This window comes from Rhodococcus sp. MS13 (assembly GCF_013277835.1).
GTDB lineage: Bacteria > Actinomycetota > Actinomycetes > Mycobacteriales > Mycobacteriaceae > Rhodococcus_F > Rhodococcus_F erythropolis.
Window position 1 is genome coordinate 439,252 of sequence record NZ_VBTL01000003.1, and the last position, 18,363, is coordinate 457,614.

The 18,363-nt window shown below is 62.6% G+C and carries 18 protein-coding genes; 13 read left to right on the top strand and 5 right to left on the bottom strand.

Annotation, left to right across the window (positions count from 1 at the left end; genetic code table 11):
- The first annotated feature begins 60 nt into the window (after positions 1 to 60).
- Entirely contained in the window at positions 61 to 1,533 is a 1,473-nt protein-coding gene (locus FEZ59_RS07760; protein ID WP_172932492.1) for an MFS transporter, read from the top strand.
- Here FEZ59_RS07760 and FEZ59_RS07765 read toward each other — a convergent pair.
- Positions 1,520 to 2,233 carry a TetR/AcrR family transcriptional regulator gene (locus tag FEZ59_RS07765; protein ID WP_020968216.1) on the bottom strand — a complete coding sequence of 238 codons (714 nt, stop codon included), beginning with the start codon at positions 2,231 to 2,233 and terminating at the stop codon, positions 1,520 to 1,522. The two genes, FEZ59_RS07760 and FEZ59_RS07765, sit on opposite strands and share 14 nt — an antisense overlap.
- Positions 2,234 to 2,298: 65 nt before the next feature.
- On the opposite strand from FEZ59_RS07765, the gene FEZ59_RS07770 reads away from it, so the two are divergent.
- The 11 genes from FEZ59_RS07770 to FEZ59_RS07820 all read left to right on the top strand — a co-directional run bounded on the left by FEZ59_RS07770 (position 2,299) and on the right by FEZ59_RS07820 (position 13,934).
- A complete protein-coding gene (locus FEZ59_RS07770; protein WP_041814552.1) occupies positions 2,299 to 2,877 on the top strand; it encodes a MaoC family dehydratase N-terminal domain-containing protein in 579 nt (192 codons plus the stop codon).
- Positions 2,874 to 3,302, top strand: a complete 429-nt coding sequence (locus tag FEZ59_RS07775; protein ID WP_007731532.1) for an OB-fold domain-containing protein — start codon at positions 2,874 to 2,876, stop codon at positions 3,300 to 3,302. The genes FEZ59_RS07770 and FEZ59_RS07775 overlap by 4 nt, the downstream gene beginning before the upstream one ends.
- On the top strand, positions 3,299 to 3,712 hold the full coding sequence (locus FEZ59_RS07780) for an acyl dehydratase (protein ID WP_172932493.1): 414 nt from the start codon (positions 3,299 to 3,301) through the stop codon (positions 3,710 to 3,712). The genes FEZ59_RS07775 and FEZ59_RS07780 overlap by 4 nt, the downstream gene beginning before the upstream one ends.
- Complete coding sequence (locus tag FEZ59_RS07785) at positions 3,709 to 4,890, top strand: lipid-transfer protein (RefSeq protein WP_172932494.1); 1,182 nt, start codon at positions 3,709 to 3,711, stop codon at positions 4,888 to 4,890. The genes FEZ59_RS07780 and FEZ59_RS07785 overlap by 4 nt, the downstream gene beginning before the upstream one ends.
- 32 nt (positions 4,891 to 4,922) lie before the next feature.
- Positions 4,923 to 6,131: a DegT/DnrJ/EryC1/StrS aminotransferase family protein gene (locus FEZ59_RS07790; RefSeq protein WP_172932495.1), complete on the top strand. Its 1,209-nt coding sequence runs from the start codon at positions 4,923 to 4,925 to the stop codon at positions 6,129 to 6,131.
- A gap of 1 nt (position 6,132) precedes the next feature.
- Positions 6,133 to 6,987 (top strand): SDR family NAD(P)-dependent oxidoreductase, encoded by an 855-nt coding sequence (locus FEZ59_RS07795; protein WP_172932496.1) that lies wholly within the window; start codon positions 6,133 to 6,135, stop codon positions 6,985 to 6,987.
- Entirely contained in the window at positions 6,984 to 8,114 is a 1,131-nt protein-coding gene (locus FEZ59_RS07800) for a steroid 3-ketoacyl-CoA thiolase (RefSeq protein ID WP_172932497.1), read from the top strand. Before FEZ59_RS07795 ends, FEZ59_RS07800 begins: the two co-directional genes overlap by 4 nt.
- Before the next feature lie 27 nt (positions 8,115 to 8,141).
- Entirely contained in the window at positions 8,142 to 10,352 is a 2,211-nt protein-coding gene (locus tag FEZ59_RS07805) for an acyl-CoA dehydrogenase (RefSeq protein ID WP_172932498.1), read from the top strand.
- 17 nt (positions 10,353 to 10,369) lie between these two features.
- Positions 10,370 to 11,575: an acyl-CoA dehydrogenase family protein gene (locus tag FEZ59_RS07810; protein WP_020905915.1), complete on the top strand. Its 1,206-nt coding sequence runs from the start codon at positions 10,370 to 10,372 to the stop codon at positions 11,573 to 11,575.
- 1 nt (position 11,576) lies between these two features.
- A complete protein-coding gene (locus FEZ59_RS07815) occupies positions 11,577 to 12,704 on the top strand; it encodes an acyl-CoA dehydrogenase family protein (RefSeq protein ID WP_047888080.1) in 1,128 nt (375 codons plus the stop codon).
- A 66-nt stretch (positions 12,705 to 12,770) separates the two neighbouring features.
- Positions 12,771 to 13,934 carry a low temperature requirement protein A gene (locus tag FEZ59_RS07820; protein ID WP_020905917.1) on the top strand — a complete coding sequence of 388 codons (1,164 nt, stop codon included), beginning with the start codon at positions 12,771 to 12,773 and terminating at the stop codon, positions 13,932 to 13,934.
- A 6-nt stretch (positions 13,935 to 13,940) separates the two neighbouring features.
- Here the strand turns inward: FEZ59_RS07820 and FEZ59_RS07825 are convergent, their stop codons facing one another.
- From FEZ59_RS07825 to FEZ59_RS07835, 3 genes are read right to left on the bottom strand one after another with little or no spacing between them, the layout of a single operon-like run.
- Positions 13,941 to 14,654 carry a glutamine amidotransferase gene (locus FEZ59_RS07825; protein ID WP_172932499.1) on the bottom strand — a complete coding sequence of 238 codons (714 nt, stop codon included), beginning with the start codon at positions 14,652 to 14,654 and terminating at the stop codon, positions 13,941 to 13,943.
- A complete protein-coding gene (locus FEZ59_RS07830) occupies positions 14,647 to 15,900 on the bottom strand; it encodes a MurT ligase domain-containing protein (RefSeq protein ID WP_003943457.1) in 1,254 nt (417 codons plus the stop codon). Before FEZ59_RS07830 ends, FEZ59_RS07825 begins: the two co-directional genes overlap by 8 nt.
- 25 nt (positions 15,901 to 15,925) lie before the next feature.
- Positions 15,926 to 16,867 (bottom strand): EamA family transporter, encoded by a 942-nt coding sequence (locus FEZ59_RS07835; RefSeq protein WP_058038234.1) that lies wholly within the window; start codon positions 16,865 to 16,867, stop codon positions 15,926 to 15,928.
- Positions 16,868 to 16,957: 90 nt separating this feature from the next.
- Between FEZ59_RS07835 and FEZ59_RS07840 the strand changes: the two genes are divergently transcribed.
- Positions 16,958 to 17,851 (top strand): LysR family transcriptional regulator, encoded by an 894-nt coding sequence (locus tag FEZ59_RS07840; RefSeq protein WP_070385886.1) that lies wholly within the window; start codon positions 16,958 to 16,960, stop codon positions 17,849 to 17,851.
- A gap of 95 nt (positions 17,852 to 17,946) precedes the next feature.
- Here the strand turns inward: FEZ59_RS07840 and FEZ59_RS07845 are convergent, their stop codons facing one another.
- Positions 17,947 to 18,324 carry a PLDc N-terminal domain-containing protein gene (locus FEZ59_RS07845; protein ID WP_020968226.1) on the bottom strand — a complete coding sequence of 126 codons (378 nt, stop codon included), beginning with the start codon at positions 18,322 to 18,324 and terminating at the stop codon, positions 17,947 to 17,949.
- Between the last annotated feature and the right edge of the window lie 39 nt (positions 18,325 to 18,363).

Sequence of the window (18,363 nt, forward strand, 5' to 3'; positions counted from 1 at the left end):
ATATCCGTTCACCTAATGTAGGTGAACGGATATTTACCTAGTGGGAACAGGCGGTGTGGGGTGACGACGCTCGACCGTCCGCCGGGCACGCCTGCAGCCACCACCCCCGACGCGAGTCTCGCGCAGCCGCGCTCCCGCTTCCTCTTTCCCATCGTTGTCGCCGCCGCCGTGTTCCAGGCTGTTCTGCAGACGGTCATCGTTCCACTGCTGCCGGAGTTGCCGCACTTCACCGGCGCTGGACGCACGGCCGTGTCCTGGCTGGTGACCGTAACGCTGCTGGTCGGCGCTGTCGTCACTCCCATCTTCGGTCGGCTCGCCGACATGTTCGGCAAGAAGAAGATGCTTCTGGTTGCCTTCTCGATGATGACTTTCGGCTCGATGTTGTGTGCGCTGTCGTCGGACATCGCTGTCCTCATCTTCGCGAGAGCGTTGCAGGGAGCCGGGTCGGCGGTCATCCCCATCGGAATCTCCATGCTGCGTGACGAATTGCCACGCAACAAGGTCAATGGCGCAGTGGCGATGATGAGTTCGACGCTCGGCGTCGGAACCGCTTTGGGCATACCGTTTTCTGCGATGATCGCGCAGTACTCGAACTGGCACGTCCTGTTCTGGGTAACCACCGCCATCGGGCTGTCCGTGACTCTTGCTGCGGTGCTGTTCATTCGAGAGTCCGAGCCGAATCCGTCGGGAAGATTCGACGGCGTCGGGGCTGTCGGTCTGAGCGCCGCGATGATCGCTCTGCTCGTGCCGATCACTCAGGGATCGAGTTGGGGATGGACCAGCGGAGCGGTGATCTCCATGCTGGCCGCGTCGGCGGTGCTGTTCACGCTCTGGGTAATTCAACAGCGGCGCAACGTCAATCCGCTGGTCGACGTCCGCGCTCTCGTGAAACGTGCGGTGTTGATCCCGCATCTGGCGGCTCTGCTGGTCGGGTTCGCATTTTTCGGGAACACACTGATCACTACACAACTCCTCCAGGGGATGAAGGGGCCGGGCGCCGGGTACGGCCTGTCGATCATCGCAGCAGCGCTCTGCCAGATTCCGGCGAGTATCGCGATGGTGCTGTTCTCACCGGTTGCGGTGCGGATCACCGACCGCTTCGGTTCACGGACCGCGATGTTGACCGGTGCCGTGTTCCTCGCCGGCGGGTACGGGATTCACGCAGTTGCCGGTAAGCCACTGTGGGGAGTGGTTGCAGCACTGGGTATCACAGCAGTCGGGACCGCCATCGTCTACAGCACGCTCTCGCTGCTGATTCTGGTTGCCGTGCCCCGTCAGCGACTGGCGGCAGCCAACGGGGTGAACTCACTTCTGCGGACGTCCGGAAGCACGATCTGCAGCGCGACGGTGGCAACGATCCTCGCCGCGTTCGTGATCAGCGGTTCGGAACATTCCACGTCGTGGACCGGATTCTCCGTCGCCTACCTTGTGTGCGCGGGCTGCGCCGTGGTCGTGTTCGTAGTGTCGATCCTGTTGCCGCAGGGGCGAACCCCGAAACATCTGGACCTGCCGGATCTCGTCAGGCGACCCTGAATCCCGAGAGGAAGAGTGTGATCATCAGATCCGCGAACTCTTCGGTGGTGTACTTCTGGCGGTCCGGCCAATGCGTGGTCGACCACAGGGTGTCTCGTACTGATCGATAGAAAATCTCCGGGGCCACGTCTTTGCGGAAGATTCCCTGATCGACGCCTTCGGCGATCGCTTTCATCCAGTGCTCGCGGACTTGGCGGGAAGGCCCGTCGACGGATTGCAGGAGATCGTTGTCGCGTAGATATGCCCGATCGTTCTGGTAGATCGCCGTCGGGTGCGGGTGCAGTTCGATGACGACCAGGGTCTCGCGGATCAGGCCGCGTAGGACGTCCTCGGGGTCGTTCGCCGTCTTCTCCACCTGATCGAAGCGGAGTTGAATGTCGGTGATGAAGCCGCGCATGAGCTCGGCGACTATCGCATTCTTCGACTTGAAGTAGTGGTAAAGGCTGCCCGAGAACACTCCAGCGGCGTCGCCGATCTCGCGAACGGTCGTGGTGGCGACACCCTTCCTGGCGAACAGCTCGGCTGAGCTCTCCAGGATCTTCTCCCGACGATCTGGTGATGCCACTGAAATCTCCACTGGTTGTCGGTCCTGCTCAGGGCAGGGTTTCGCGGGTGCCGGGCTGCCGGCGTCGAACGTAGCGCAATCCTGCCTGATGGCTCCGGCTCGAACCAATTCGTCGGTGAGATCGCGTGTTTCCACTTCCGGATTCCTATGCTAGCTTCAAAATCAAGCGCTTGCTCAACTTTCGTTCACGGAGGATTTCAGTGCAGAGCCTGCAGACGCAGTTTCCGAATTTCATCGGCGCAGAGGCCGAACCACCCCGCGTCGCCCGCTACGCCGTCAACGAGGCGATGATCCGCAACTGGGTCGAGGCACACGACGACCGCAACTCGATCTACGTCGACGCCGAAGCTGCTCGCAGCACCGGTCGTCGAGACGTCGTCTGCCCACCCGCCATGATCTCGACCTGGGTGATGGCGGGCTACCGCCGCTATCGGCAGGTCCAACAACTTCGCGCCGACGGAGCCTCCGAGGATTTCGCCTATTCACGACTACTCGGGCTGTTGGACGAGGCCGGCTACACGTCCGTAGTCGCGACCAACGTCGAGCAGGAGTATTTCGCGGAGTTGAGTCCCGGAGACCACGTCACCGCATATTTCACCATCGAAGCGATCTCACCGTTCAAACAGACGGCTCTCGGTCACGGGTGCTTCATCACCCTGTTCAAGAAGTACGTGGACCAGGACGGAAAGACGCTGGTCGAAGAGCGCTTTCGATTGCTCAGATTCAAACCAGATGCCCAGACAGATACCAAGCCCGAAGCCCAGGAGGTAATCGCATGAGCGAGACTGGCTCCCGCAACACCGCGGTGCCGAGACTCACCGTCACCGATGACAACGATTTCTTCTTCTCCGCGGCCAAAGAGGGTCGCCTCGAAATCCAACGGTGTGCGGATTGCAAGACACTGCGCCACCCACCCGCACCCGCCTGCCCGGAATGCCGCTCGTTCAGTTGGGACACAGTCGAATCCACGCGGCGATGCACGTTGCACAGCTTCACGGTCATTCATCACCCGAAGGATCCTGCCTTCGAGTACCCGCTCGCCGTCGGACTCGTCGATCTCGAAGAAGGCACGCGTCTGGTTGCCGACATCGCGGGCATCGATCACGAGGAACTCGAATTCGGTATGGAACTCGAAGTGGCGTTCTCCGAGCACGCTCACGGCGAGATGCTGCCGCAACTGAGGCGACGGGGATCGGTGCAATGACGAATCTTTCTGATTACGAGGTAGGTTCGACCCTTCCCAGCCTCGAACTGCCGTTGGACCGAACGCTCATCGTCGCCACGGCGATCGCTTCTCAGGATTTCGAGGACGTGCATCACGATCCGGGCAAGGCGCAGGATCGCGGAACTCCCGACATCTTCATGAGCATCAACACCACCAACGGGCTCATCGACCGCTACATCACCGACTGGTCAGGCCCGGGATCGCGAATCGTCAAAACATCACTACGGCTTGGTGTTCCGAACTTTCCCGGAGACACCATGACATTGACCGGCAAGGTGATCGACTCCGACGGCCGGGCGCTCACCGTGACGGTTCTCGGCAAGAACGCTCGCGGAACGCACGTGACAGCCGACGTGACTCTCGAACCGGCGGAAAGGGTAATCGCATGACACGAGGATTTTCGAGGCAAGCCGCCATCGCCGGGATCGGCGCCACCGAGTTCTCCAAGAACTCCGGCCGCAGTGAATGGCAGTTGGCGTGCGAATCCGTGATCGCCGCGCTCGACGACGCTCACATCGAGGCAGAAGAGGTGAACGGATTTGCACTGTTCACCATGGAGAACAATCCCGAGATTGCGGTCGCACGCGCTCTCGGGATCCCGGAACTGACGTTCTTCAGTCGTATTCCACACGGCGGCGGCGGCGCCTGCGCACCGGTTCAACAAGCCGCGCTTGCCGTCGCCAGTGGTGTCGCCGACGTCGTGGTCGTCTACCGTGCCTTCAACGAAAGATCAGGTCACCGATTCGGCGCCGGGCCACCACCCTTTGCGTACAACGCGTCGACGGACCAGGAGTATCGGAACTGGATCAACCCGTACGGGCTTCTGACCCCGGCGCAGCAGGAAGCCTTCCTCGCCAAGCTCTACATGCACAAGTACGGGGCAACCAGCGCCGACTTCGGTCAGATCTCGGTTCTCTCACGCAAGCATGCCGCGAACAACCCGAAGGCCTGGTTCTACGAACGCCCGATCACTATCGAGGATCATCAGAACTCGCGCATGATCGCCGACCCCATCCGTCTGCTCGACTGCTGCCAGGAAAGTGACGGTGGACAGGCGCTGGTCATCGTCAGCGCGGAGCGCGCCCGCGACCTGCCGCACAAACCTGCGATCATCAGCGGTGCTGCGCAAGGTGTAGGTCCACAACAGATTTCGATGAGCAGCTACTACCGCGAAGACATCGACAGCATGCCGGAAGTCGAACTCGTGGCGCGCCAACTATGGGACCAGGCCGGTATCGGCCCGGACGACATCGATGCCGCAATTCTCTACGACGCCTTCACTCCGATGATTCTGCTTCAACTCGAGGAGTACGGATTCTGCGGTCGGGGTGAGGCAAAAGAATTCATCGCCGACGGCAATCTCGAGCTGGACGGTCGCCTGCCGATCAACACCCACGGCGGTCAACTCGGTGAGGGATACATCCACGGCGTCAACGGTATTGCCGAAGGTGTTCGCCTGATCCGCGGTACCTCCACCAACCAACCCACCAAAACTTTGGACAACGTGCTCGTGACCGGCGGCTCTCCCGTCCCGCACAGTGCGCTCGTCCTCTCGGCAGATCGCTGAATCTGCCGCCTATTCGAGAAAGCAGGAACAAGATGAGTGAGCGGATCACCTACGCCAGGGCTACACACGGCGAGGAAGAAATACAGGCGGTTGTCGACGTCTTGCGCAGCGGGCATCAAGGATTGCGCATCGGCAAGAACGTCTTCGAGATGGAAGAACGTATCGCGGCCTTGGCAGGCAAGAAGTTCGGCGTCATGTGCAACTCGGGATCCTCGGGTTTGTACTTGGCAGTCGAGCTGCTCGGACTGCCTACGGGAAGCGAGATCATCACGTCGCCGTTGACGTTCTCCACCGATATCGCACCGATCGTGCGTGCCGGTCTGGTGCCGGTGTTCGTGGACGTGGAACCCAACACGTTCAACGTCGACGTCACCAAGATCGAGGCAATGGTCACCGAAAAAACCGGTGCCATCCTCATGCCGAACCTCGCCGGCAACTGCCCGGACTGGGACGTCATTCGTGACATCGCAGATCGTCACGGACTCAAGGTGATCGAGGATTCGTGTGACGCGATCGGTGCCACGCTCCGCGGCACTCCCACCGGCTCCCGGGCGGACATCGTCGTCACCAGTTTCTCGATGGCACACATCATCACGTGCGCGGGAACCGGTGGAATGGTGTGCGTCGACGACGAAGCCAGCCGCGACAAGGCGCTCCTGCTTCGCCGCTGGGGCCGTCGCAGTGAGCCGAATCTGTTCGGTAGTAACAAGTCCGGCCGAGTCTTCCGTGAAGAACTCGACGGCGTCGACTACGACAACGACTTCATCTTCGAGCTCATGTCATGGAACTTCGAGCCCTCCGAACTCGGCGCAGCCTACGGTGTCGTGCAGCTCGACAAGCTGGAAGAGAACTACAAGACGCGTAAGGCAACGTTTGCGGCCTTCACGGCGGCATACGGCGCCCATCCTGAATTCTTCACGACGCCGGTAGAACTCGACGGTCTCGATACGGCGTGGCTGTGTTACCCGGTGATGATCAACGAGAACGCCCCCTTCACGCGCAGCGACCTGCAGGAAGCCATCGAGGCCGACGGTATCGACACACGAACTGTGTGGAGCGGCAACGTCACTCGTCACCCGATGATGAACAACATCGAGTTCCGTCAGCCGGCCGAAGGATTGCCGGAAGCCGACGCGGTTTTCGCCCGAGGAATGACACTCGGCATGAGTCACGGCCTGCGCGAAGACGAAGTTGCCCGGATTGCGGAGAGCATCAATCGCTTCGCCTCGAAGTTCAAATAGCATGACGAGGCGCTTTGACGGCCGCCGGGCGCTTGTCACCGGTTCCAGTCGTGGAATCGGTGCGGGCGTCGCAGAAAGACTGGCCGCGGAGGGTGCCGACGTCGCCCTCGTGGCTCGGACGCTCGGCACGCATGCAACCCTGCCGGGCAGTCTCGAAGAGACTGCGGCTCGAATTGCCAAGTACGGAACCAAAGTCGAGATAGTTGTCGCAGATCTGACGGACGAGCAGCAGCGCGACACCGTTGTGCCGCTGGCGATCGAGAAGCTTGGCGGGACGATCGACATCCTGGTGAACAACGCGGCAGCGGCGATCTATCAGCCGCTGTCGGATTACCTACTGCGGCGACGACGTTTGATGTTCGAGGCAAATGTCCATGCACCGCTCGATCTGATGCAAGCCGTGGTGCCGAGGATGGTGGCAAACGGATACGGCTGGATCGTGAACGTGTCCAGTGGCACCGTCAAACCGTGGCATGGCCCGCCGTTCACGTGGGTCGAACCGGGAACTGCCATGACCGTGTACGGCGCCTCCAAAGCAGCGCTCAACAGGATGAGCAACGGCATGGGCGTGGAACTCTACGGCCAGGGGGTTCGCGTCAACACGGTTCAACCGCGGGCAGCGGTGCTCAGTGAGGGCGCCAAAGTCCTGGTCGGTGAGACTATCCGGCCGGATCAGGTCGAATCTATGGAAGAAATGGTGGAAGCGGTCACAGCGCTGTGTGATTGCGACACCGAGTTCACCGCGCGCTCGATCGTCAGCTTGGACCTGATCGACGAGTGGTCCCTGACCGTACGCGGTCTGGACGGCGCAGCATTACCGGAGAACCCGGCACTACGAACCGAGGAGTTGGCATGAAGCCCGTCATCGTGGACGCAGCACGAACGCCGTTCGGCAAGCGTGAGGGTTGGCTGTCCGGAGTCCACGCGGCGGAACTGTTGGGTTATGCGCAGAGAGGCGTGCTGGATCGGGTGGGCGTGGATCCTGACGCGGTCGACCAGGTCATCGGCGGCTGTGTGACGCCTCTCGGTGAGCAGTTCGGAAACATCGTGCGTACGTCCTGGATGCATGCGGGCCTTCCGTTGAAAGCGGGTTGCACCACGATCGACGCGCAGTGCGGCACAGCGCAGCAATCGGTGCAGTTGATCGCCGGGCAGATTGCCATCGGTGCAGTCGACGTGGGTGTGGCGTGCGGTGTCGAGTTGATGTCCCGCGCTCCGTTGACGTACAAGGTGGGTACCGGTCTGGGAACGCCGCGTCCGGAGTCGTGGTCACTCGATACCGTCGACCAGTACACCGCGGCCGATCGGATTGCTGTCAAGCGCGGTTTCAGCCGCGAAGATCTCGACGCCTTCGGGCTGCGCTCGCAGCAGCGAGCCGCAGCAGCCTGGGAGGCAGGACGCTTCGACTCGCACATCATCGATGTGGTCGTTCCAGGGTCGGACACTCCGGTTCACCGTGATCAGGGTCTGCGCGAATCGACTCTCGAAGGGCTCGCGAAGCTGCGCACCGTTCAAGAGGACGGATTGCACACCGCTGGAACGTCTTCGCAGGTCTCGGACGGTGCGAGTGCAGCTCTGCTGATGTCCGAGGATCGAGCCAAGGCCCTCGGCGTGCGGCCTCGCGCAAAGATACTGGCGCAGTGCGTCATCGGCGGTGACACCGAGTTCATGCTCGACGGTCCCGTCGACGCGGCAAACATCGTGCTCGGACGCACTGGTCTGACGATCGACGACATCGATCTGTTCGAGGTCAACGAGGCATTTGCTTCGGTACCGATGTCGTTCGCGCAGGTTCACGGCGTCGATCCCGAATTGCTGAACGTCAACGGCGGCGCAATCGCACTGGGCCACCCGGCCGGTGCAACCGGAATCAGACTGTTGGCCAATGTCATCGACGAACTGGAACGCCGGAACAAGTCCATCGCACTGATCGCGATCTGCGCGTCCGCCGCAACCACCTGCCTGATTCTCGAACGCATCTGACAAGAACCGAAGATTGAGGAACCTGCCATGGCACTACCCCTGCTCGAAGATCACCGTGACCTGGCGGAAGCGGTAGCCGCATTCGCGAACCGCTTCGGTGGAATCGCCGATACGCGGAGCAACGTCAAGAGGTACGCCGCCGGTGATCGGCCGGACTCGTGGGATGGGTTGGTCCGTCAGGGCCTGCACGCAGTGCACCTGCCGGAGCAGTACGGCGGTGACGGGGCGGGTCTTGCCGAACTTGCAGTGGTAGTCGAGCAATTGGGTGATGCGCTCTATCCGGGACCGTACGTTCCGACGGTCATCGCGAGTGGGATTCTCGCAACAGCCGCAGGCTCGGCTGCGGAAGCAATGCTGACCGAATTGGCCACCGGTGCAACCGGAGCAGTCTGTACAGGCGCGGGATTGCGCGCGGCTCGCAGCGACGCTGGGTGGACAGTGAGCGGTTCTGCCGACCCAGCTCTAGGTCTGCCTGGAGCTGATGTCGTTCTCGTGCGGGCGAACAGCGAAGACGGCGAGTTGTGGTTCCGGCTCGAACCGTCGACTTCCGCTGCGGTGGTGATCGAAGACGGGGTGGATCTGACACGGTCGATCGGAACACTGACGTTGACCGATCACCAGGTCGAGGCTGGGCTGATCGTCGAGGGCCTCCAGGCGCACCGAACCGAACTGATCGTCAACACGGTGTTGGCTGCGGAGGCGAGCGGTATCGCCGGGTGGGCGCTACGGACCGCAGTCGGCTATGTGAAGTCCCGGCAGCAGTTCGGCCGTCCGGTCGGAAGCTTCCAGGCAGTTCAGCACAAGGCGGCCATGATGCTGGTCCGCTCCGAGATTGCCTGTGCCGCAGCGTGGGACGCCGCTCGATCCGAAGACCACGACGAGGATCAGCAGAAACTTGTCTCGGCTCAAGCTGCGTTGGCCGCTTTGCCCGTCGGCATCGAGAACGCCCTCGAATGTGTAACTTTGCTCGGCGGAATCGGATTCACCTGGGAGCATGACGCGCATCTGTACTGGCGCCGGGCGATCAGTATCGCGGCAGTGGCGGGTTCCGAGGTGAAGTGGGCACACACATTGGGAGACCGGTCCGCCGATTCGGAACGGGATTTCTCCTTTGTCGACCCGGAAATGCTGCCGGAGTTACGAGAGCAGGTTCGTAGGGTTCTGGACGAGGTTGCGCTGCTGCCTGACGACGGAACCACCAGCGCGAGTTGGGCGCCGGCCAAGGGGAGCGCTCGACGCGCCCGATTTGCCGACGCCAAACTGGTTGCCCCGCACTATCGGGCGCCGTACGGGCTCGGAGCGGGACCGAGGGAACAGGCCGTCATCTCACATGAATTCGCGATGCGAGGTTGGGCTCAACCGTCCACGGTGATCGGGGAATGGGTGCTGCCCACGATTCTCGAACACGGCAACGCCGAGCAGCAGGACAGGTTCGTCGAGCCTTCGCTGCGCGCCGACATCATCTGGTGCCAGCTGTTCAGTGAGCCGGGCGCGGGATCAGACCTGGCCGGTCTGAGCACGAAAGCGCGCAAGGTCGACGGTGGCTGGGTCCTGTCAGGTCAGAAAGTGTGGAACTCGGGTGCGCACGAGGCAGATTGGGGAGTATGCCTGGCGCGTTCCGACGCGGACGCTCCGAAGCATCGTGGGCTGTCGTACTTCCTGGTCGACATGACGTCGAAGGGCGTCGACGTACGTCCGCTGAAGCAAGCCACCGGCAAGTCGGAATTCAACGAGGTATTCCTCGACGACGTCTTCGTCCCGGACGACTGCCTGGTGGCCGAACCTGGGCAAGGGTGGAAACTTGCTGCGACAACGCTGTCCAACGAACGCTTGAGCATGGGCAGCACGCTGCACCACGGTTCGAGTCGGTTGTTCCGTCAGGTGATTGCCGACGCGAGCCACGACTGCCCCCGCGAAGACGCAGTGGAAGGCCTCGGCCGCAGTATCTCTCGTGAGTTGGCACTGTCCGCGATGAATCTGCGCGGAGTGTCGGCGCGACTGGCGGGTCAGGAACCGGGCGCCGAGATCAGCGTGTCGAAGGTGTACAACGCCCTGGCGCAGCGCGAGGGCTCGCGGGACCTGTTGCGACTGCTCGGACCGCGCGCCGCAGTTGTCGACCCGGCGGCGAATTACGCGATAGACCACATCGGACTTCCCTCGATTCTGTTCGGCGGCGGAACCGTCGAAATCCAACTCAACGTCATCGCGCAGCGCGTACTCGGCCTGCCGCGTTCGTAGATCTTAGGAGCTTCACCATGTACTTGGATTTGTCGGAGGAGTCGAAGACTCTGCGCAAGGAATTGCGCGCATACTTCGCAGAGATCATCAACGACGAAGACCGCCGTGCTCTCGTGGATCAGACCGAAGGCGGCCCCGTCTTCGATCGCATCCTGCGCCGGATGGGTAAAGACGGTTGGCTGGGCTTGGGGTGGCCGGAGGAATTCGGCGGTCGGGGTGAGAACCCCGAAGCTCTGTATGTGTTCTACGACGAAGTGATTCGCGCGAATGCGCCGCTGTCACTGGTCACGCTGAACACCGTCGGACCCGCTCTGATCAAGCACGGGACGCAAGCTCAGAAGGACTTCTTCCTGCGTCCGATCCTGGCGGGTGAATTGATCTTTGCCATCGGCTACACCGAACCCAATGCGGGCACCGATCTCGCGGCACTCGAAACACGCGCCCGCATCGAGGGCGACGAGCTTGTCATCAACGGCAACAAGATCTTCACCAGCGCCGGTGTGTTTGCCGACTGGGTCTGGCTTGCCGTTCGCACCGATCCTGACGCGCCGACGCATCAGGGCATTTCCGTGGTCCTGGTACCGACCAATTCGCCGGGGTTCTCGGTCACCGAAATTCACACCGTGGGCGGAATCAGCACTTCGGCAACCTATTACGAAGATGTTCGGGTGCCGATCAGCAATGTCGTCGGTGAGCTCAATCAGGGGTGGAAGCTCATCACCAACCAGCTCAACCACGAACGTGTTGCCCTGGCAGCACGCGGCGGCATCGCCAACGAGCTCTTCGCCGAGGTGGTCGAGTGGGCAAAGACAGAACCCGCCGGTGACGGCCACGTCTACGACATCGGCTGGGTACGTGAGAAATTGGCGGAAGTCTACGCGCTGCTCAGCGCCGCCGACCTGATGAACCTGCGACTGGTGGCGGACGTCGCCGCCAACACCTTGGGCGGCGGGGATTCGGCCGCGGCCAAGATCTTCGGTACCGAAGCCGTCGTCAGTGCGTACGGCATGCTGCAGGAAGTGCTGGGTGCCAAAGGCTTACTGCGCCCCGGTACACCCGGAGCGGTACTGGAAGGGCGGGTCGAGAACCTGGGTCGGCGCGCCCAGAACAACACCTTCGGTGGTGGTACCAACGAAGTGATGCGTGAAATTGTCGCCGCAAAATGCCTGGGCATGGCGCTTGCTGCGCGTCGCCGGCCCGCTGCACAGAACGAAAAGAGCTGACATGGAATTCGAATTCGACGACAACTTGTCCGCCGTGCGGGATCTGAGTGAATCGATCTTCTCGGCGAAGTCCGGAGTGGACCGACTGCGGGAAGTGGAGAGCACCAGCGGTTTCGACGCCGAACTGTGGAAGCTCCTCGCCGACTCCGACGTTCTGGGAATCGCTCTGCCGGAAGAGGTCGGGGGAGCAGGACTCGGAATGCTCGGCCTGGCTGCGGTGCTCGAACAACAGGGCCGCCGGGTCGCCCAGGTGCCGCTCTGGTCGGTGATTTCCACGGCGGCGCTGCCGATTTCCGAGTTCGGCAGCACGGAGCAGAAAGCGTCGTGGCTTCCGGGACTGCTCGACGGCTCGGTGATCGTCACCGGCGCATTCGACACCGGCTACAACGCCGAGAAAGCGGTTCGCGCCGAACCGGCGCCTGACGGTTGGGTTCTGTCAGGCCACGTCGACTCCGTGCCTGCCGCGGAGTTCGCGGCCGCGCTGGTCGTTCCGGTGACGATGCCGGACGGCAGTGCCAGCGTCATGATCGTGCCCACGGACCGGGACGCGCTGGTGCGTACACCGCTTGCGGTGACGAACCGCGAGAGCAACAGTGCTGTGCAGTTCGACGGGGTTGCGGTTACTGCAGCTGACGCACTTCCCGCAGACGGCGCGGTGGTTCGAGACTGGACGTTGCGGCGTGCACGGGTGGCTCTCGCGGCCCTGGCTACCGGCGTCTGCGAGGAAGCGCTGGGGATGACGGCGAAATACACCTCCGAGCGAGTGCAATTCGGTCGTCCACTCTCGACCAACCAGGCAGTTGCCGTCCGGGCCGCCGACGCGTACCTCGACACCGAGAGCACAAGGTTGACCACGCACCGCGCTGCCTGGCTGATGGACAGCGGAGTCGAGAGCGAAGCGGAAGCAGCTGCGCTGGTCGCCAAATGGTGGGCGTCGCGCGGCGGCCTGCGTGTGGTGCACGCGACCCAGCACCTGCACGGCGGAATCGGAGCGGATGTCGACTATCCGATTCACCGCTATTTCCTGTGGGGACGGCAGATCGCCTTCACCTTGGGGAGCGCGGGGGCGATAGGCGCCGAACTCGCCGATCAGTTGGAAATCCGAGCCCAGATCGGGGCGTCGGCGTGAATATCTGAGACGACAGGTTGCAGTCACGGGCAGCGCGTCGGCAATCATCGCGCTACTCTGCCCTTCGTGAATCGCACCAGTTCGTTCATCCGGCCGTTGGTTCCGCGGGATCCGCACGAGCCGCATCGGGTGGCGACGCCGCTCGAGCTGCTCACCGACCTCTGCTTCGTCGTGGCGGTCGCTCAAGCGGCCACCGGTCTGCACCACGCGATCAGCGAAGGGCACGCGGCTTCGGGCGTCGGGCACTTCGCGATGGCATTCTTCGCGATCTGGTGGACGTGGCTGAACTTCACGTGGTTCACCTCGGCGTACGACAACGACGACGGAATCGCCCGGCTGCTGACCATCTTCCAGATCCTCGGATCGCTGGTCCTTGCAGCCGGCATCGTCCGCTTCTTCAACGACGACGCCCTGCTCATCATCGTCGGCTACGTCATCATGCGAATAGCCCTGGTCATCCAATGGCTCAGGGTGTCGCGGAACGACCCCGAACATGCGCTCACGGCTCGTCGATACGCTCTCGGAATCGTGTTGGTCCAGATCGGTTGGATCGGTTTCTACTTCGTTCCATCCGCCATTTACGTCCCGACGTTCCTGGTGTTGGTTCTGTGCGAATTCGCGGTACCGATCTGGTCGGAGAAGCCGGGCATGACGCCGTGGCACCCGCATCACATCGCGGAGCGGTACTCGTTGTTCTTCATCATCGTTCTGGGCGAGACGATCCTCTCGACCACCATCGCGATTCAGGACGCGGTCGACGGTGAGCATCCGGCAGCGCAGGTCACCTACGTCGTGATCGGCGGCATTCTGATTGTCTTCAGCCTGTGGTGGCTCTACTTCCAACGCAATGCAGGCGAAGTGATCGGCGGTGACAACGTCTCACCCTTCGTCTGGGGGTTCGGTCACTACTTCATCTTCGCCGCCGCTGCCGCCATCGGTGCGGGGTTGGCTTCGCGCGTCGACTTCTGGACTCATCACGGTGACGGCAGCGCGTTGGTGACGGGTGCTGCCGTCACCGTTCCGGTCGCGGTCATCCTTGCCGCCCTGTGGTTCATCCACATTCGACTACATGACTCCTCGGTACGCACCCTCATGCCGTTCTCGGTCGCGATCGTCGTCGTGCTCGGTGGTACCTACACCGCGGTGCCCGAACTGGTTGCGGGACTGGCCTGCGCCGCGCTGTTGGCCGTGGAACTGGTTCTGACCGAGGGGAAATCCGAAACCGTCTGAACCGGGTCAGCGAATCGCGAGCCGCTCCTTGCGGAGCTTGTCGACCTCGGGCAGATACAGGGGTTCGAGTTCGTTGACGCCCAAGGCCCGCATGAGCAGGAGGTCCGCGAGTTCCGGATTCCGGGCCAAGGCGGGTCCGTGCATGTACGTCCCGATCACCGAACCCTGCACGACGCCTTCGAATCCATCACCGACGCCGTTTCCGACACCATGGGTGACACGTGCGAATCCAGAGGCTGAGCTACCCAGAGTTGTTCCGCCGCGGTGATTCTCGAAACCTGAGAGAGGTGCTGTGAGCCCGTCGATCAAGGGCTTCGTGATGACCTCGCCGATGGAACGCTTCTCCTGCGGAGAGGTCGTGACGTCGAGCATCGAGACACCGTCGACGCGTTCGCCGCTGGAGGTTTCGTACCAGTTGCCGAGCACCTGAATTGCAGCGCAGATCGCCAGAACCGGTGCGCCACGCTCGGCGGCGCGTTGCAGGCCAGGGTATTTCGCGAGATGGCGCGTTGCGAGTCGCTGAGCGGAATCCTCGGCGCCACCCAATGTGTACACGTCGAGCGAATCGGGGACCGGATCGCTCAAGGTGATGTCCACGATTTCGGCGTCGTAGCCGCGCATCCGCAGACGCTGACGCAGGATCAGGGCGTTGCCGCCGTCGCCGTAGGTGCCCATGACGTCGGGGAGAACCAGTCCGATGCGAATTGTCGAGTCAGACATTGCGAGATTCCTTCGCGATGGCGGTGTTGAGGTCACGGAAGGCTGTGTAGTTCGCCAGTACCTCCACGCGTCCGGGAGGGCAGGAAGCGATGGCGCGCAACGGATCCGGATCGAGGGTGTGCTCGACGCCTGCGTACGTGAGGCGAACGGCGAGATCGGTTCCGCGTTCGCCGGCGGCCACTACCTTGACGCCTTCGAAGTGTTCGAACTTCACGTCCCACAGCCAGGAGAGGTCCTCGCCGTCCGGCACCTGACCGTTCACCGCGATCACGAGTCCGTCCACCGTGGGATCGATCATCGACAGCGCTTCCTGCCAACCGGCGGGATTCTTCGCGAGCAGCATGTGGACGGAGTGCGGTCCGACCTCGACGGTGCTGTAGCGGCCGGCGACTTCCTGGACCGTCGACGCGGCGGCAACTGCCCCGACCGGATCTGCGCCCAAAGCAGCCGCTGCCGCTACGGCCTGAGCGGCGTTACCGCGGTTGGCTTTTCCGGGGAGAGTCAACGTCATCGGAATCTTCAGGCCGTCGGGGCCGTAGAGATTGTCGTCGTCGAGCCACCATGTCGGCTCGGGCCGCGCGAAGTCGGAACCGGTACTGCGCCAGTGCTTTCCCTCCCACACGATGGGTTCACCGGTGCGCGGGCAGCTGACGGAATCGCCGGCCCAGCCGCCGCCGGCAGCAACCCACACGACGTTGGTGGCGTCGTATGCCACGGAGGTGACCAGTACGTCATCGCAGTTGGCGACGATCACCGCGTTCGGATGCGCATTGACGCACGCGCGGAGCTTCCGCTCGATCATGTTGATCTCGCCGACCCGGTCGAGCTGATCGCGGCTGAGATTGAGCAGCACGATCACTTCCGGGTTCACGGCGTCGGCTACGTGGGGGACGTGCAGTTCGTCGACCTCGAGTGCTGCCAGCGTTGCGTCCGTACGCGCGGCCAGAGCGGCCACGATCCCGGCATCCATGTTGGCGCCGTCGGCCTGCGTGGCGACGTCACCGAGTGTCGCGAGTGCTGCGGCGGTCATACGTGTGGTCGTCGACTTGCCGTTGGTGCCCGTGACCACGACGGTGCGCTTGCCGCGTCCGAGCTGAGTCATGAGCGTCGGGTCGATCTTGAGGGCGATCAACCCGCCGATCATCGAGCCCTTGCCGCGCCCGGCCTTCTGCGATGCCCAAGATGCTGCTGCGGCAGCTCGCATGGCGAGCTTTCCGCGCGCTGTGATCGATAGTCCAGTTCCCACGGCCCGAGTTTGGCACAGGGCGTCGTCAGACGCCGAGTCGCGCCGGTGGTGAGGCTGCAGGTGTGTCCGAGAAAACAGTGTTCGCGGGCTTGCGCCTCATCTGTGCGGCGCTCGCACCGGCAATCACGATGACTGCTCCGACCAGTGACAACGGGCTCGGATCCTCGTGCAGGAACAGCCAGGACGCGCCGATTCCCACTACCGGTACCAGCAAGGAGAGCGGCGCCACCATGCCGGCGGGATAGCGGCCCATGAGCATCGTCCAGAGCCCGGATCCGGCGATGGTGCCGAGCAGAATGATGTAGGCCAGCCCGACCAGTGACGGCCAGGCGTCGGCGCTGAACGCGGTACCAAGCGCGTGCCATCCGACGGTGGGGCCTTCGACCACCGCTGACAGGGCGAGCATCGGCAACGGCGGGATGACGCACATCCACAGCATCAAGCGCATCGGTGCGGGCTCGCCGACGGTGTTCGCCGCGGCCAAGCGGCTGCCGAGATTGCCGAACGCCCAGGACAGACCGCCGAGGAGCGTGAGGATCACGGGCAGCAGTGCCGCGTGGTGTGAACGGTCCCAGCCGATCAACGACATACCGGCTACGGCGACGGCGATCCCGGAGACCTGCCAGACGCTGAGCTTCTCGCGGAGCAGGAACGCGCCGAGTAGGACGGTGAACGGCGCGGACGACTGCAGGACCAGTGATGCGAGACCCGTCGGCATCCCCGAATGCATCGCCCAGAAGAGGAAGACGAACTGGCCGAATCCGAAACCGAATCCGTAGAGCAGCAACCAACGGAGCGGTACCTGCGGACGCGGCACGAAGATGACCACCGGAATCGCGATGATCAGAAACCGGAGTGCAGCGAAGAAGAACGGCGGGAAATGATCCAGGCCGACGCGAATGGCCAGGAAGTTCAGACCCCACAAGACGATCACGGTCAGGCCGAGGAGACGGTCGCGGGGAGTCATGACGTTAATCGTGAGCCGTACGAAGCATCAGAACAAGCGAATATAGATGCACTATCCATGTAGTTTTGCTACATGGATATTCGTCACCGTATGGATGCCACGCGCTTGCGGATTCTCCGCGAGCTCGCCGACCGAGGAACCGTCGGCGCTACTGCTCTCGCTCTCTCGATGACACCGTCCGCCGTCTCGCAACAACTCAAGATCCTCGGCCGAGAGGCGGGGGTCTTGCTCCTCGAGCCGGACGGGCGCACGCTGCGCCTCACCGACGCTGGTCGAGCGCTGGTGCTCCGCGCCGACGACGTGGTGGCGGCGCTCGACCGGGCAGCGGACGAGATGGCGTCGTACCGAGGCTCGCCGCGCGGCAAGGTGCGAGTCGCGTTCTTTCCCTCCGGAGCAGCTCTCCTGCTGCCCGGCGTCCTGACGGCGCTGAAGAACTCGGACGTGGACATCGACGCCCACGACGTCGACAAACCGGCGTCGGCCGTCCCTGGACTGTTGGCCGATCACGACGTGATCCTCACTCACCGTGACGAACGCGGCGCCGAGACCTCGTTTCCCCGGGTCAGCGTGCAACCGCTGATGCGTGAACCGATCGATCTGGTGCTGCGGCCTGATCATCCACTCGCCGAGCAGGATTCGGTCCGGTTGGAGCAATTGGCCGACGAGAACTGGATCAGCGTGCGCGGCGGGTTTCCGGTCGACGACGTTCTGTTGTCGGTTGCGTCCGTCACCGGGGTCCAACCTCGAGTCGCTCATCGGATAAACGATTTCCGAGTTATCGAAGAGTTGGTGGCGGCGGGCCACGGTGTGGCTTTGATGCCGCGTTACGCGATCACACATCCTGGAGTATCGAGGAAACCGGTGGCAGGCGTGCGCGCTGCTCGCGTTTATGAATTGGCAACTCGATTACACATCGACCGCAGCCCGGCTATCGGAGTGGTTCTCGACGCTTTTCGCGACGTCGCCCGGGCGGTCGGTGAATGAACGGCTGTTGGTGAATGAATACGAAACGGGAGCGACACGATTAGTGTCGCTCCCGTTTCGGTAGTGCAATCCTCACTGATTAGTGAGGGCCTGAATCAGGCGAGGGCCTTGGCCTTGAGCGCTGCGAATTCTTCTTCGCTGATGGTGCCGGCGTCGAGAAGCGCCTTTGCATCTGCGATGGACTCGGCCGGGGACTTTCCGGCAACCTCACGGATGTAGCTGTCCTGTGCATTCTTGACCTGCTGAGCAGCCTCCATGGAGCGCTGGGCCATTCCGTCGCTTCGGACGATCAGATAGACGAGCGAGGTGAGCAGCGGAATGAAGAACAGGAAGACGATCCAGATTGCCTTTACCCAGCCGGAAGTCTTGTGATCACGGAATAGGTCGGTGATGATCGAGAAGAGCAGGATCAGGTACGCGATGAACGCGAAGCTGATGATGATCAGCCAGAGGAAGTCCCAAAAGGAATCCATTGTCGAGCCCCATTTCACAAGTCGGATTTGTCTGAGGTG